Below are 14,884 nucleotides of genomic sequence, written 5' to 3'. Positions count from 1 at the left end.
TCGACTATCGTATGCACCGAATCAATCTCCAGCGATATGAACACCTGTGCATAGGGTCCAACTCCACTACACGCTCAGCCGCGATGCCGGCGACTCACTGATCCGCAACCCGTTGCCCGAGATGCTGCAGGCCGTGGCGGAGCAAGGTTCCATCTCGGGTGCCGCGCGCGCGCTGGGGCTGTCCTATCGCCATGTGTGGGGCGCCCTCAAGCGCTGGGAAGACCAGCTCGGTGGGGAACTCGTCACCTGGGGCAAGGGCCAGTCGGCCCAGTTGAGCGAATTCGGCACCAAGCTGCTGTGGGCCGAGCGCCAGGCCCAGGCGCGCCTGGCGCCGCAGATCGCCGCCCTGCATGCCGACCTGGAGCGCGCCTTTGCCGTGGCCTTTGACGCCGATGCCCATGTGCTCACCCTGTACGCCAGCCACGACGATGCCCTGGTGGCGCTGCGTGCCCATGCGGCCACGCAGGCCGATGCCGGAGCGCTGCACCTCGATATCCGCTTCACCGGCAGTGTGGACGCGATCCGCGCACTGAACGAGGGGCGCTGCACGCTGGCCGGCTTTCACACGGTGGATCAGCCCGCCGCCGACTCGGTGGCAGCGCGCTCCTACAAGCCCCTGCTGCAGCCCGGGCTGCACAAGATCATCGGCTTTGCCCAGCGCACGCAAGGCCTCATCGTAGCCCCGGGCAATCCGCTCGGCCTCCAAAGCCTGGCGGATGTGGTGCGCACCGGCGCCCGCTTCATCAACCGGCCACTGGGCAGCGGCACGCGCGTGCTGCTCGATGACCTGCTGGCCCAGGCGGGTGTGGACGCCCAGGCCATTCCGGGCTACACACGCAACGAACCCTCGCACACCGCCATTGCCCAGGCGGTGGCGGCCGGTGCGGCCGATGTGGGAATGGGCATCGAGGTGGTGGCGTGGACCCGGGGACTGGATTTCGTGCCGCTGGTGCAGGAGCGCTACCACCTGGCCTGCCTGAAAGCCAGCCTGGACCAACCCGCCACGCTGGCCTTGCGCCGCTTGCTGCAAACACCCGAGTGGCGGGCGCACATGCAGGCACTGCCGGGCTACACCCCCCTGCACTGCGGCGAGGTGCTGGCCATGAGCACGGTGCTTCCATGGTGGCAGTTTGCAAGCAAGAAACGCGCTTCACAGCCCCGGAAGCAGCCCTGATTGCTATACATATAAGAGCACAAGAGCCAGGTAGGAGCAAAGGGATTACACCGTCACACTCCCGTCAGGCTCCCACTATAGTGCTACGTAAAATCGCGCCTTTGTAAAAATGTGTCCCGCCATCCCGCCTACCCGCGGGGCGGAAGGGATGTCGCACGCACAGCCTTTCCATTGGAGACACCATGCAGGCTCTTCTCAAATTTTCACGCGCCATCGACGGGCTCAATGCCTTTGTCGGCAAGTACGTCATCTGGCTGATCTTTGCCGCCACCGCTGTCAGCGCCGTCAACGCGCTGGTGCGCAAGGTTTTCGGGGTCAGCTCCAATGCGTTCCTGGAAGCGCAGTGGTACCTGTTCGCCTGGTCTTTCCTGGTGGCTGCCGGGTTCACGCTATTGCACCGTGAGCATGTGCGCATCGACGTGGTCAACAGCCGCCTGCCCAAGCGCGTACAGGTGTGGATCGACATCGTGGGCTTTGCACTCTTTCTCACGCCTTTGTGCATCGTGGTGCTGTACCTGAGCTGGCCCTTGGTCGTGCAGATGTACCAGACCGGCGAAATGTCGGGCAACCCCGGTGGACTGATCCGCTGGCCCGTATGGGTGGCCCTGCCCGTTGGCTTCGCGCTGCTGATGCTGCAGGGCTGGTCTGAACTCATCAAGCGCATCGCCTTCCTGCGCGGCCAGGGCCCCGACCCCATGGGCCGCCTCGTTGACAAGTCTTCCGAGGAAGAACTGGTCGAAATCCTGCGCCAGCAACAAGAAGCCGCTGCCGCCGCCAGTGCCGCGGGCACCCCCCCACCCGCCACGCCCGCACGCTGAGCCCACGGAGCATCTTCATCATGGAATTCTTCGCTGCCAATTTCGCCCCCTTCATGTTTGCGGGGCTGATCATGTTCCTGCTGCTGGGTTTCCCCGTGGCCTTCAGCCTCGGCGCCTGCGGCCTGTTCTTCGGCTTTGTGGGCATCGAGATGGGCATTTTCCCCAGCTCGGTGCTGGCCTGGCTCCCCCAGCGCCTGATTGGCATCATGGCCAACGACACCTTGCTGGCGGTCCCATTTTTCACGCTCATGGGTTTGATTCTTGAGCGCAGCGGCATGGCAGAGGACCTGCTCGATACCGTGGGCCAGGTGTTTGGCCCCATGCGCGGTGGCCTGGCCCTGGCTGTGATTTTTGTCGGCGCGCTGCTGGCTGCAACGACAGGGGTGGTTGCCGCATCGGTGATCTCGATGGGCCTGATCTCGCTGCCCATCATGCTGCGCTACGGCTACGACCGCCGGCTGACCAGCGGTGTGATTGCGGCGTCCGGCACGCTGGCCCAGATCATTCCACCATCGCTGGTGCTGATCCTGATGGCCGACCAGCTGGGCAAGAGCGTGGGCGACATGTACAAGGGCGCCTTCTTCCCCGGTTTCATACTCATGGGCATGTACGTGGCCTACGTACTGTTTCTGGCGATTTTCAAGCCCCACCAGGTACCGGCCCTGCCGCCGGAAGCCCGCACCTACCGCGAACCCGATGGCGGTGGTGGCTACACCTCGCTGACCGTTCTGGCCACGCTGTCGGCCACCGTGTCGATCTTCCTGGCACGCCACATGGCCGACGTGCACACCTGGTGGCAGGGCGAACTGGTCACGTCCGTGGCCACCGACGAAAAGATCGTGGTGGCCATGTGCGGCGGCACGGCGGTGGCACTGGTCATTGCACTGATCAACAAGGGCTTCAAGCTGGGCCTGCTCTCGCGCCTGGCGGAACGCGTGACCTTTGTGCTGATTCCACCGCTGCTGCTGATCTTCCTGGTGCTGGGCACCATCTTCCTGGGCATTGCCACCCCCACCGAAGGGGGCGCCATGGGGGCCATGGGCGCGTTGATCATGGGCTGGTCGCGCAAGCGCCTGGACATGAAGCTGCTCAATCAGGCCCTCGCCTCCACCACCAAGCTGTCAAGCTTCGTGATGTTCATCCTGATCGGCGCCACCACCTTCAGCCTGGTGTTCCAGGCCGCCGACGGCCCGGTGTGGGTGGAGCATCTGCTCACCAACCTGCCCGGCGGCCAGGTCGGCTTCCTGATCGTCGTGAACATCATGGTGTTCTTCCTGGCGTTCTTCCTCGATTACTTCGAGCTGTCGTTCATCGTGGTGCCCCTGCTGGCACCCGTGGCAGACAAGCTGGGCATCGACCTGATCTGGTTCGGCGTGCTGCTGGCCGTGAACATGCAAACCTCGTTCATGCACCCGCCGTTTGGCTTTGCCCTGTTCTTCCTGCGCTCGGTGGCACCCGACAAGCCCTACATCGACCGCGTGACACGCAAGACCATGGAACCCGTCACGACGATGCAGATCTACCGTGGCGCCATCCCGTTCCTGCTGATCCAGCTGACCATGGTGGGCGTGTTGATCGCCTTCCCGCAGATCGTCACGGGCTCCCTGGATGCGAAGGTGAAATACAACATGGAAAGCATTGGCGACCAGATGCGTGACGCACTGGGCCAACCGGAAGGCAGCAGCGAAAGCTACGGCGAAGAGCCGTTTGGCGCCAGCGAGGAACCGGCGCCAGATGCATCGACCCCGGCCGCACCCGACGCGGCGCAGGACGCCCCCGCGGAGGACCCCATGAAGGCCATGGAAGACGCGCTAAAGAAGCCGGCAAACTGACCACGCTGCGCGGGGAATGGCGCCATCTCCCTCAAAGGCCCTTCGGGGCCTTTTTCTTTGGCTGCAGCCATCCCCCGATGGATCCAAAGGGAATCACCATGGCAGCCCTTTTGACGTCTGGATGCACCGATGCGCACACGCGCAAAAAAGCCGCGACATGCGCGGCTTGAATACATGTGGAGGCCCTTGCGGGCCACCCGCAGCAACGGCTCTTAGATTTTGACGCCGTTCATGTACTGGTTGTACGGGTACTCAGAGAAGCGGTTCCACAGGATCTGGTCACGCTGGAATGCGCGCATGTCGTCGTAGATCTTCTTGAACTCGGGCGACTTGGCGTTGTGCTCAGCGTACACCTCCATGCAGGCCTTGAAACCTGCGTCGATGACCGCCTTGGGGAAGGCCGTGAGCTTGGTTTTCTCTGCCACGAGCTTCTTCAGTGCAATCGGATTGTAGGTATCGTACTTGGCCGTCATGTCGGTGGCGGACACCGCCATGGCGGCGTTCAGGATGGCCTTGTTTTCGTCCGACAGGGCGGCAAATTTCTTGTTGTTGACGAAGAATTCCAGGTCGGCGCCACCTTCCCACCAGCCGGGGTAGTAGTAGAAAGGCGCCACCTTGTTGAAACCCAGCTTGGCATCATCGTAAGGGCCCACGAACTCGGCGGCATCCAGCGTGCCTTTTTCGAGTGCCTGGTACACGTCGCCGGCGGGCATGTTCTGTGCCACCACGCCCAACTTGGCCATGGCCTCACCGAAAACGCCGCCGCCCATGCGCATCTTCAGGCCCTTGAGGTCCGCAACGGTCTTGATTTCCTTGCGGTACCAACCGCCCATCTGGGTGCCGGTATTGCCCGCGCTGGCGGTGCGGAAGTTGTATTTCTCGAAAAAGGCATCCAGCAGCTTGCTGCCATTGCCGTACTTCTTCCAGGACGTGGTCTGGCGCGCTGTCAGGCCGAAAGGCACTGCACAGCTGAAAGCAAAGACAGGGTCCTTGCCGGTGAAGTAATAAGCCGCCGACTGGGCCATTTCGATGGTGTCGGATTGCAGGGCATCGACCACGCCGAAAGCGGGCATCAGTTCGCCCGCGGGGTGCACGGAGATTTCAAATTTGCCACCCGACATGGCCTTGACCGTCTTGGAGAGCAATTCAGCGCTACCGAAGATGGTGTCCAGGGACTTGGGGAAGCTCGAAGCGAGACGCCAGCGGACCGCTGCCTGCGCGTGTACCGCAGGTGCGGCACCTGCCGCCAGAACGCCAGCAATGCCGGCGTGCTTGATGATGGAACGACGATCCATGAGGGTTATCTCCGAAAATTGATTGCAAAACTCAGTTGCGCCCGTTGTGCGGACGTGCTCCAGAGGCTCTTTCAGCCATCGGTCATTGTAGAAACACCCCCACCGCTATTCTTGCGGGTTTTCCCGCGCAAGACCGATATTGGGCCGTGTATTCAGGCTTTTGCAAGCATCGGCGGCGCGGCGGCCAGCAACGGATCGGTTTCAGATTTTCTGGGCCGACATGAAGCTGTCGTACCGCGCCTCCGCAAAGCGGAACCAGAGGATCTGGTCGCGCTGGAAATTGCGCATGTCTTCATGGATTTTTTTCCACTCGGGGCTTCTGGCATCGTTGTCGGCAAACACCTCCATCGAAGCCTTGAATGCAGCATCCATGATGCCTTGCGAGAACGGCGATACCTTGGTCTTGGCCAACACCAGTTGCTTGAGCGCTGCGGGGTTCAGTGCGTCGTACTTCGCCAGCATGTCGGTATGCGCCAGAGCTGCCGCGGCCTCTACGATGCCCCGGTAATCGGCCGAGAGTGCGTTGAAGGCCTTGAGGTTGATGTAGAAGTCCATTTCCGGGCCACCCTCCCACCAACCAGGGTAGTAGTAGTACGGTGCCACCTTGTGCAGCCCCAGCTTCTGGTCGTCGTAGGGACCGACCCATTCCGCGGCATCGAGCTCCCTTTTCTGCAATGCCTGGTAAATATCGCCCCCCGGCAGATTGGAGGGAATCACCCCCAGCCGGGCCAGGACATCGCCCACCAGTCCACCGCCCAGGCGCATCTTCAGGCCTTTGAAATCCGACGGGCTGCGGACCTCGTGGAGGAACCACCCCCCCATCTGCGTGCCTGTGTTGCCCCCCGCAAAGCTGCGCATGTTGTAGCCCGCATAGAACGCATCCATGAGCTTGCGGCCATTGCCATGCAGCATCCAGGCATTCATTTGCCGGGCATTGAAGCCAAACGGTATGGCGGAGCCCAGCGCGAAGGCGGGACTCTTGCCATAGAAGTAATACGGCGCTGTGTGCGCAGCCTCGACCGCGGCGGACTGCACCGCATCCACCACACCGAATGCCGGCACGAGTTCGCCGTCAGCGTGCACCGAGATCTGAAACTTCCCGTTGGACATCACCCGCACCGCTTGTGCAAAGACCTCCGCCACACCGTAGATGGTGTTGAGCGATCGCGGAAAGCTCGACACCAGCCTCCAGCGCAGGACGGGCTGTGCGTGAATCGCAGGCGCGGCACCTGCAGCCAGCACGCCAGCCATGCCCGCATGCTGGATGAGTTTGCGGCGATCCATGGGATCCATGAAGTTGTCTCCGAGGGAAAGGAACAAGACGCCTCAATCGGCCACATACCAGGGGCCCAACGCAGGCCCATGGTCTTGCCATCGCCAGCATTGTAGGAATGGCGCCCCCCGCTGCGGGCTCAAACCCGCGAGCACCGCCGCGCGGGTCTTATCCAGGTGCTGCGTTCAAGCGGGAAATCGCCGTGCAATCGACGCCTGGATACCGGGCGCGTCCAGCCCCTGCAGCGACAGCAGCTTGCCCGGATCACCATGCTCGATGAAGGCATCGGGCAACCCCAGCTGCAACACGGGCAGCACCACCTTGGCGGCGGCCAGCGCCTCCAGCACGGCACTGCCCGCGCCACCCATGATGGCGCCCTCTTCCAGCGTCACGAGGGCATCGTGGCGTGCCGCCACCTCCAGCAGCAGCTCGGTATCGAGCGGCTTGGCCCAGCGCATGTTGACCACGGTGGCATCCAGTGCCTCGGCGGCCTGCAGCGCGGGGTACAGCAAGGTGCCAAAGGCCAGAATGGCAATGCGCGGCGCGCCCGCAGCGGCCTCACCGGCCTTGCGCTCGCGACGGATCTCGCCCTTGCCGAACGGCAGTCCTTCCAGGCCGCGCAGGGTTGGCACGCCCGCGCCACTGCCGCGCGGGTAGCGTACGGCCACGGGGTGGTCCTGCTCGAACGCAGTGCTCAGCAACTGGCGGCATTCACGCTCGTCGGCCGGGCAGGCCATGCTCATGTGGGGAATGCAGCGCACGAAGGGGATGTCGTAGGCGCCCGCATGGGTGGCGCCGTCGGCCCCCACCAGGCCGGCGCGGTCCAGCGCAAACACCACCGGCAGGTTCTGCAGCGCCACGTCGTGGATCATCTGGTCATAGCCGCGCTGCAGGAAGGTGGAGTAGATCGCCACCACCGGCTTGACACCCTCGCAGGCCATGCCGGCCGCGAAGGTGATGGCATGCTGCTCGGCAATGCCCACATCGTAGTAGCGGCCGGGAAAGCGCTTTTCAAACTCGACCATGCCCGAGCCCTCGCGCATGGCGGGGGTGATCCCCACCAGCCGGTCGTCCTGCGCCGCCATGTCGCACAGCCACTCGCCAAACACCTGCGTGAAGGTCTGTTTGGGCACCGCCGCGCTTTTGACCAGGCCCACGGCCGGATCGAACTTGCCGGGGCCGTGGTAGGCCACGGGATCGGCCTCGGCCAGCTTGTAGCCCTGGCCTTTCTTGGTGACCACATGCAGGAACTGCGGGCCTTTGAGGCCCTTGATGTTCTCCAGCGTGGGGATCAGCGAATCGAGGTCGTGTCCGTCGATGGGCCCGATATAGTTGAAGCCGAATTTCTCGAACAGGGTGGCCGGCACCACCATGCCCTTGGCCTGCTGCTCCAGTCGCTTGGCCAGTTCCAGCAGCGGTGGCGCGTTCTTGAGCACGCTCTTGCCCACGTTCTTGGCGGCCGCGTAGAACTGGCCGCTCATGAGCTGGGCCAGGTAACGGTTGAGCGCTCCCACGGGCGGGCTGATGCTCATGTCGTTGTCGTTCAGGATCACGAGCAGGTTGGCATCGGCCACGCCGGCGTTGTTCAAGGCCTCGAAGGCCATGCCGGCCGTCATGGCGCCATCGCCGATGATGGCCACGGCATGCCGCTCTTCGCCTTTGCGCTGCGCAGCCAGCGCCATGCCCAGCGCTGCCGAGATGCTGGTGCTCGAATGCGCCGTGCCAAAGGTGTCATAGACGCTTTCGGCACGCTGCGGAAAGCCCGAGATACCGCCCAGCTGGCGCAGCGTGTGCATGCGGCCGCGCCGCCCGGTCAGGATCTTGTGCGGATAGGTCTGGTGGCCCACGTCCCACACCAGCCGGTCTTCAGGCGTGTGAAACACATGGTGCAGCGCCACGGTGAGCTCGACGGTGCCCAGGTTGGAGCTGAGGTGCCCCCCGGTCTGGGACACGCTGTCGATCACGAACGCGCGCAGCTCGGTAGCCAGCTGCTTGAGGTCGGCGCGGGACAGCTTGCGCAGGTCGGCGGGGTCGTTGATGGTCTGCAGCAGGGGAAAGGATGTCATGGACATTTACTATTTATTGAATAGCTGCTAGCGCTTTATACAAAAGCACCAGAGGCCAATTTGACATTCAAGGCATGGGGTTCGGACAAGCACCGGGCGTCAATACGAGCGGCTCACCACCATGTCGGCCAGCGCCGCCAACGCACGCGTGTCGGCCAGGCCCGAGGCGGCCAGCGCGGCTTGCGCCTGCGCCAGCAGCTCTTGCGCATGGGCCTGCGCAGGGGCAAGCCCCAGCAGGGAGACATAGGTGGGCTTGTCGCTGGCGGCATCCTTGCCGGCGGTCTTGCCCAATGTGGCCGAGTCGGCAACCACATCCAGGATATCGTCCACCACCTGAAATGCCAGGCCGAGCGCCGCGCCGTAATCCGCCAGCGCCTTGTGCGCCGCGGCACCTGACGCGCCACAGGCCGCGCCCATCATCACGCTGGCCTGGAGCAGCGCACCGGTCTTGAGGCGGTGCATCTGGCGCAACTGGTCCTGCGTCAGGGCCAGCCCCACACTGGCCAGGTCGATCGCCTGCCCGCCCGCCATGCCCGCCGATCCGGCAGCCCGCGCCAGCTGGCGGCACAGCGTGGCCTGCACGGCCGGGGCCATGCGTTCGTCGTCGGGCGTCAGCAATTCAAAGGCAAACGCCTGCAGCGCGTCGCCCGCCAGCAAGGCCTGCGCCTCGCCAAACTGCACATGCACCGTGGGCTTGCCGCGGCGCAGCACATCGTTGTCCATGCAGGGCATGTCGTCATGCACCAGCGAATAGGCATGGATCAGCTCGACGGCGCACGCCGCACGCAGGGCGGCTTCGTTCGCTCCGGCACGCAGGGCGGCTTCGTCCATTCCGGCACACAGAGCCGCTGGATCCATCCCAGCGCATGGGGCCGCTTCGCGCGCTGCGCCACCAGCCCCGCTTTGCACGGCCTCATAGGCCGCCAGCACCAGCAGCGGCCGCAGGCGCTTGCCACCATCGAGCACCGCGTAGCGCATGGCCTCGCCCAGGCCGGCGGGCGCATCACGGCCCACCCACTGCCCCAGGGCCTGCTCGACACGATCGAGGTGCCGACCGCTCCAGCCGGCCAGATCAAAAGCCGTGGAGATGCCGTGCACAGCCATCATTCCTGCGTCCATGGCTGCAGCGTGCCTTCATCGAGCACCTTGATCTGGTCCTGCACCGCTTCGAGCCGCTGGCGGCAAAACGCCAGCAATACCGCACCGCGCTGGTAGCCGGCCAGCATCTGATCGAGCGGCAGCTGGCCCGACTCGATGCGGCCCACGAGCTGCTCCAGCTCTTCCAGCGCCGCTTCATAGCTGGCAGGTTCGGCGGGTGGGGCGGTGGAGGCAGAGGCCTTGGGCATGGGCAGGACGGCAGAAGTTGCGCAGATAAAACAAACGATTTTAGGCGTACCCATGAGACGGCGCTGCCACACGCCCGCGACAGGTCCTGGCACACCGCCGGAGACGAAGCTGCCAGCACGGCCCGCACCCCCCGCGCCATGCAGCCGCCACCTGCCATAACGCGATTGGCAATACACGTAAGGGGGGTGCGGGAATAACCCCACCGCTTATAATCCCATTCCTTTCGAGCCGGCTAGCCACCTAGCCGGTTTTCTTTTTCCAGATGCGCCCCAGCGCACCTCCCACAACCTCCCTGTGGGGAGTCTTTAGGTCAGGTCCCCCATGTCTGATTTAAGTCTTCGACTGCGGCAGGCCGCAAGCCAACTACCAGTTTCAAGCTACTTTGACGAGGCGTTGTTCCAGCGCGAATTGGAAACCATCTTCCAGCGCGGGCCCCGCTATGTGGGGCACCAGCTTTCCGTGCCCCAACCGGGCGATTACCACGCCTTGCCCCAGGAGGGCGAAGGCCGCGCGCTGGTGCGCAACGCCCAGGGCGGCGTGGAGCTGATCTCCAACGTCTGCCGCCACCGCCAGGCGGTCATGCTCAAGGGCCGCGGTTCGCTGAACACCCAGCAAAAAGGCAGCGCGGGCGGCAACATCGTGTGCCCCCTGCACCGCTGGACCTACAAGGCCAGCGGCGAATTGCTGGGTGCGCCACACTTCGCGCACGACCCCTGCCTGAACCTCAACAACTACCAGCTGCGCGAGTGGAACGGCCTGCTCTTCGAGGACAACGGCCGCGACATCGGGGCCGACCTCGCAGGCATGGGCCCGCGTGCCGAGCTCTCGTTCGAGGGCTATGCGCTCGACCGCATCGAGCTGCACGAGTGCAATTACAACTGGAAGACCTTCATCGAGGTCTATCTGGAGGACTACCACGTCGGCCCCTTCCACCCGGGCCTGGGCCACTTCGTCACCTGCGATGACCTGAGCTGGGAATTCCAGAAGCAATACTCGGTGCAGACCGTGGGGGTGTCTTCGGCCTTCGGCCAGCCCGGCTCCGACGTGTACAAGAAGTGGCATGAGGTGCTGCTGAACTACCGCGGCGGCAAGATGCCCGAGCGCGGTGCCATCTGGCTCACCTACTACCCGCACATCATGGTCGAGTGGTATCCGCATGTGCTCACCGTCTCGACGCTGCACCCCATCAGCCCGACCAAGACGCTGAACATGGTGGAGTTCTACTACCCCGAGGAAATCGCCGCCTTCGAGCGCGAATTTGTCGGGGCCCAGCAGGCCGCCTACATGGAGACCTGCATCGAGGACGACGAGATCGGCGAGCGCATGGACGCCGGCCGCAAGGCCCTGCTGGCGCGCGGAGACAATGAGGTGGGCCCCTACCAGAGCCCCATGGAAGACGGCATGCAGCACTTTCATGAGTGGTACCGCGAGGCCATGGGCCAGACAACGCCAAAGGCCTGAATACGGCGAGCCAACCACCCAACAAGCCCGACAGCGCACAGACGCTCTCATTACAATAGCTGCCAGCGCTTGCTTTTCAAGCGCTGGCAGCTATTTTTATTGTTCACCCCATTTTTTCCCGATTGATTCCATGCAAGCCCTCTGGATGGTGTTGGCCGCGTTCCTGTTTGCGAGCATGGGCGTGTGCGTCAAGATCGCCTCGGCCCATTTCAACGCCGCCGAGCTGGTCTGCTATCGCGGCCTGATCGGCATCGCAATCCTGTGGCTGCTGGCGCGCTCCCAGCGCGTGGCACTGGCCACGCGCTACCCCGGCATGCACGCCTGGCGCAGCCTGGTCGGCGTGGCATCGCTGGGCGCCTGGTTCTATGCCATTGCCCACCTGCCGCTGGCCACGGCCATGACGCTCAACTACATGAGCAGCGTGTGGATTGCCGCCTTTCTGGTGGGCGGCGCGCTGCTGGCCTGGCGCCCTTCGGCCGCGTCGCCACGTCCGGCGTTCCAGGGCCCGCTGGTGCTGACGGTGCTGACCGGATTTGTCGGGGTGGTGATGATGCTGCGCCCCAGCCTCGACCAGAACCAGGCATTTGCCGGACTGATCGGCCTCATGTCGGGCATGACAGCCGCCTTTGCCTACATGCAGGTGGTCGCGCTGTCGCGTCTGGGCGAGCCCGAATCGCGCACGGTGTTCTATTTCGCCGTGGGTTCGGCCGTGGCCGGCGGCACCGCCCTGCTGGTCACCGGCACCTCGCCCTGGCCGGGCTGGCCCGCGCTGTGGCTGCTGCCCATTGGCGTGCTGGCGGCGGGCGGGCAGCTGTGCATGACAAAGGCCTACGCCAGCGCCAAGACCCAGCGCGGCACCCTGGTGGTGGCCAACCTGCAGTATTCGGGCATCGTGTTTGCGGCTATCTACAGCGTGGCGCTGTTTGGCGACCAGATTTCGCCCATGGGCTGGATCGGCATGGTGCTGATCGTGGGCAGCGGCATCGTGGCCACCGTGCTGCGCACCCGCGCCGCGCCCGGGGCACCGGCCGAGGAACATTGACACAATGGAGGCACTCCATTGCCCTCCACCTTCGCCCTGGTGCCTGCGCGTACCCGACAGCCCATGACCTACACCACCCTGGTATCCGCCCCCGACCTGCAATCCCTGATCGCCAGCGGCGCGCCGCTGATGGTGTTTGACTGCAGCTTTGACCTGACGCAACCAACGGCCGGTGCACAGCAGTACGCACAGGCCCACATCCCGGGCGCCGTGTACGTCCACCTCGACAACGACCTGAGCGCCAAACACGGCGCACCCGGTATGCACGGCACCGTCACTGCGCAGGAGGCCGACCAGCCCGCATCGGGCGGCCGCCACCCGCTGCCCAGCCGCGAGCGCTTTGCCATCTGGCTCTCCAGCGTGGGCTTTGCCAACGGCATGCAGGCCGTGGTGTACGACCGCAACGGCGCCAACTACTGTGGCCGCCTGTGGTGGATGCTCAAGTGGGCCGGGCACGATGCCGTGGCGGTGCTCGATGGCGGCCTGCAGGCCTGGCAGGCAGCGGGCGGCGCGGTCGCCAGCGGTGCGGAGCCCGCGCACTTCCAGTCCAACTTTCAGCTGGGCGCGCCCCTGCGCCAGCTGGCCACGGCATGCGACGTGCTGGCACGCCTGCAGCAATCCGGCCAGACCGTGCTCGACGCCCGCGCAGGCGCCCGCTACCGCGGGGAGGTGGAACCGCTGGACCCCGTGGCGGGCCACATTCCGGGGGCCCTCAACCGCCCGTTCACCGACAACATCGGCACCGATGGCCGCTTCAAGCCTGCGGCCATGCTGCGCGCCGAATTCGACACCCTGCTGGGCGGCCGCGACCCGGCCACCGTGGTGCACCAGTGCGGCAGTGGCGTGAGTGCAGTGCCCAACCTGCTGGCCATGGAAGTGGCGGGCCTGGGCCCCACCGCACTGTTTGCCGGCAGCTGGAGTGAATGGTGCGCCGACCCCGCCCGCCCCGTCGAAAAAGGCTGAGAGGGCGAGATCCGGCAACCTGGGTTGCCAAAGCGCAAAAAAGAGGGTTGGTAGCCGCTGTCAAAACCTTGTGCAGAACGCAGGGGCAACGCCTGAGAGCCTGCTGACCCAGCACGCGGCCAAGAAGGTCGGCAACGAGGCCACCAACACGCGGCACGCCAGCCACCGCCAAAGCCCCGCCAAGAGCGTTCTGAAAAGATCCCGCCAGAGGATCCCCAGCGGCAAGGTCCCGCGACAAATCGGCAAGCCATGAGGATTTTGGCGTGCGCGGCTCCCCCGCAGACAAGCGATGGCCGCCTACAGGACAGGGGTTGCGGCTGCCGCACAATCCGCGCATGACCGAGCCCACAGAGCCCATCCCGCCGCCACCGCACGCTTCGCCGGTGCCACCCGCCCCGTCGCCCCATTCCGCCGATGCGCAGCCCGCTGCCGCCAGCGAGCCCACGCCCACACTGGCGGCACCCGCGCAGCCCGCCTCCACGGCACCCCGCCAGCGGGCGCCGGTGATGCTGCAGATGCCGGTGGATGTGCGCAATCTGTCGCTGGCGCTGCTGGCGCTGTTTGCCAGCGTGGCACTGCTGCACTGGGCCAGCGCGGTGTTCATTCCCATCATGCTCAGCCTGCTGCTGACCACGGCCCTCAGGCCCACGGTGGAAGCCCTGTGGCGCTGGCATGTGCCGCGCTGGCTGGGGGCGGGCGTGCTGCTGATTGCCATTGTCTCGGGCCTGGCAGCCACGGCCTGGTCGCTCAGCGACGGTGCAGCGCAGCTGGTGGACTCGCTGCCCGTTGCGGCCAAGAAAGTGCGCGACAGCCTCAAGAACCGCACGGGCGCCAGCAGCCCCCTGGACACCGTGCAAAAGGCCGCAACGCAGATCGAGCAGGCCGCCAGCGACAATGGCGCCAGCACCCCGGCGCGCCGCGGCGTGCAGCGGGTCATCATCGAACGCCCGCCCTTCAATATCCGAGACTACCTCTGGAGCGGAACCATGGGGCTCATGTCGGCGCTGGGGCAGCTCATGGTGGTGATTTTTCTCACCTACTTTGCGCTGGCCTCGGGCAACCTGTTTCGCGACAAGCTGGTGCGCATTGCGGGCACCAGCCTGGAGCGGCGCAAGATCACCATCCATGTGCTCGCAGACATCACCAGCCAGATCCAGCGCTACCTGCTGGTCCAGGTCTTCACGAGTGTGCTGGTGGGGCTGGCAACCGGCGCGGCCTACTGGGCGCTGGGCCTGGAGAATGCAGCGGTGTGGGGCGTGGTGGCTGCGGTGCTCAACCTGGCGCCCTACATCGGCTCGGCGCTGGTCACGGGGGCGTCGGGGCTGGTGGCCTTTTTGCAGTTCGGCACGCTGGACATGGCCCTGGCGATCGGCGGCGCCTCGCTGGTCATCCACACCATCGTCGGCAACCTGCTCACCCCTTGGCTCACCAGCCGCGCCAGCAGCATGAGCCCCGTGGCGGTGTTCGTGAGCGTGCTCGCCTGGGGCTGGCTGTGGGGCCTGTGGGGGCTGCTGTTGGGCATCCCGGTGATGATGGCCGTGAAGGCCGTCTGCGACCGGGTGGAGGACCTGAAGCCGGTGGGCGAGTTGCTGGGGGACTGAGAACCTGCCCCC

At 65.0% G+C, this 14,884-nt stretch carries 12 protein-coding genes; 7 read left to right on the top strand and 5 right to left on the bottom strand.

All coding sequences use genetic code 11. The features are described 5' to 3' along the window. Positions 1-46: 46 nt before the first annotated feature. The 3 genes from AC1Q5S_RS15085 (at position 47) to AC1Q5S_RS15075 (ending at position 3,824) form a co-directional block, all read left to right on the top strand. Positions 47-1,174 carry a substrate-binding domain-containing protein gene (locus tag AC1Q5S_RS15085; protein WP_422204685.1) on the top strand — a complete coding sequence of 376 codons (1,128 nt, stop codon included), beginning with the start codon at positions 47-49 and terminating at the stop codon, positions 1,172-1,174. Positions 1,175-1,356: 182 nt separating this feature from the next. Continuing rightward, positions 1,357-1,992, top strand: coding sequence for a TRAP transporter small permease subunit (locus AC1Q5S_RS15080; RefSeq protein ID WP_303837526.1), 636 nt, complete (start codon positions 1,357-1,359; stop codon positions 1,990-1,992). A gap of 20 nt (positions 1,993-2,012) precedes the next feature. Next, entirely contained in the window at positions 2,013-3,824 is a 1,812-nt protein-coding gene (locus AC1Q5S_RS15075; RefSeq protein WP_303837528.1) for a TRAP transporter large permease, read from the top strand. Between the two features lie 212 nt (positions 3,825-4,036). Here the strand turns inward: AC1Q5S_RS15075 and AC1Q5S_RS15070 are convergent, their stop codons facing one another. The 5 genes from AC1Q5S_RS15070 to xseB form a co-directional block, all read right to left on the bottom strand. Continuing rightward, on the bottom strand, positions 4,037-5,119 hold the full coding sequence (locus AC1Q5S_RS15070) for a TRAP transporter substrate-binding protein (protein ID WP_303837530.1): 1,083 nt from the start codon (positions 5,117-5,119) through the stop codon (positions 4,037-4,039). 201 nt (positions 5,120-5,320) lie between these two features. Further along, positions 5,321-6,403 carry a TRAP transporter substrate-binding protein gene (locus AC1Q5S_RS15065; protein ID WP_287951736.1) on the bottom strand — a complete coding sequence of 361 codons (1,083 nt, stop codon included), beginning with the start codon at positions 6,401-6,403 and terminating at the stop codon, positions 5,321-5,323. A 174-nt stretch (positions 6,404-6,577) separates the two neighbouring features. Then, a complete protein-coding gene (gene dxs, locus AC1Q5S_RS15060; RefSeq protein WP_287951730.1) occupies positions 6,578-8,464 on the bottom strand; it encodes a 1-deoxy-D-xylulose-5-phosphate synthase in 1,887 nt (628 codons plus the stop codon). Between the two features lie 93 nt (positions 8,465-8,557). After that, positions 8,558-9,577: a polyprenyl synthetase family protein gene (locus AC1Q5S_RS15055; RefSeq protein ID WP_422204688.1), complete on the bottom strand. Its 1,020-nt coding sequence runs from the start codon at positions 9,575-9,577 to the stop codon at positions 8,558-8,560. Then, positions 9,562-9,804 carry an exodeoxyribonuclease VII small subunit gene (gene xseB / locus AC1Q5S_RS15050; RefSeq protein WP_287951729.1) on the bottom strand — a complete coding sequence of 81 codons (243 nt, stop codon included), beginning with the start codon at positions 9,802-9,804 and terminating at the stop codon, positions 9,562-9,564. The genes AC1Q5S_RS15055 and xseB overlap by 16 nt, the downstream gene beginning before the upstream one ends. A 322-nt stretch (positions 9,805-10,126) precedes the next feature. Here xseB and AC1Q5S_RS15045 point away from each other — a divergent pair, with 322 nt between their 5' ends. The 4 genes from AC1Q5S_RS15045 to AC1Q5S_RS15030 all read left to right on the top strand — a co-directional run bounded on the left by AC1Q5S_RS15045 (position 10,127) and on the right by AC1Q5S_RS15030 (position 14,872). Continuing rightward, complete coding sequence (locus AC1Q5S_RS15045) at positions 10,127-11,266, top strand: aromatic ring-hydroxylating oxygenase subunit alpha (RefSeq protein WP_303834167.1); 1,140 nt, start codon at positions 10,127-10,129, stop codon at positions 11,264-11,266. A gap of 130 nt (positions 11,267-11,396) precedes the next feature. Further along, a complete protein-coding gene (locus AC1Q5S_RS15040) occupies positions 11,397-12,308 on the top strand; it encodes a DMT family transporter (protein WP_287951727.1) in 912 nt (303 codons plus the stop codon). Between the two features lie 63 nt (positions 12,309-12,371). After that, positions 12,372-13,271 (top strand): sulfurtransferase, encoded by a 900-nt coding sequence (locus AC1Q5S_RS15035; protein WP_287951726.1) that lies wholly within the window; start codon positions 12,372-12,374, stop codon positions 13,269-13,271. Positions 13,272-13,606: 335 nt separating this feature from the next. Next, positions 13,607-14,872 carry an AI-2E family transporter gene (locus AC1Q5S_RS15030; RefSeq protein WP_287951725.1) on the top strand — a complete coding sequence of 422 codons (1,266 nt, stop codon included), beginning with the start codon at positions 13,607-13,609 and terminating at the stop codon, positions 14,870-14,872. The last annotated feature ends 12 nt before the right edge of the window (positions 14,873-14,884 follow it).

It is taken from the genome of Acidovorax sp. GW835-FHT14B10 (genome assembly GCF_058793725.1).
The sequence above is the reverse complement of the archived record's forward strand: the minus strand, read 5'-3'. Positions and strand labels throughout refer to the sequence as shown.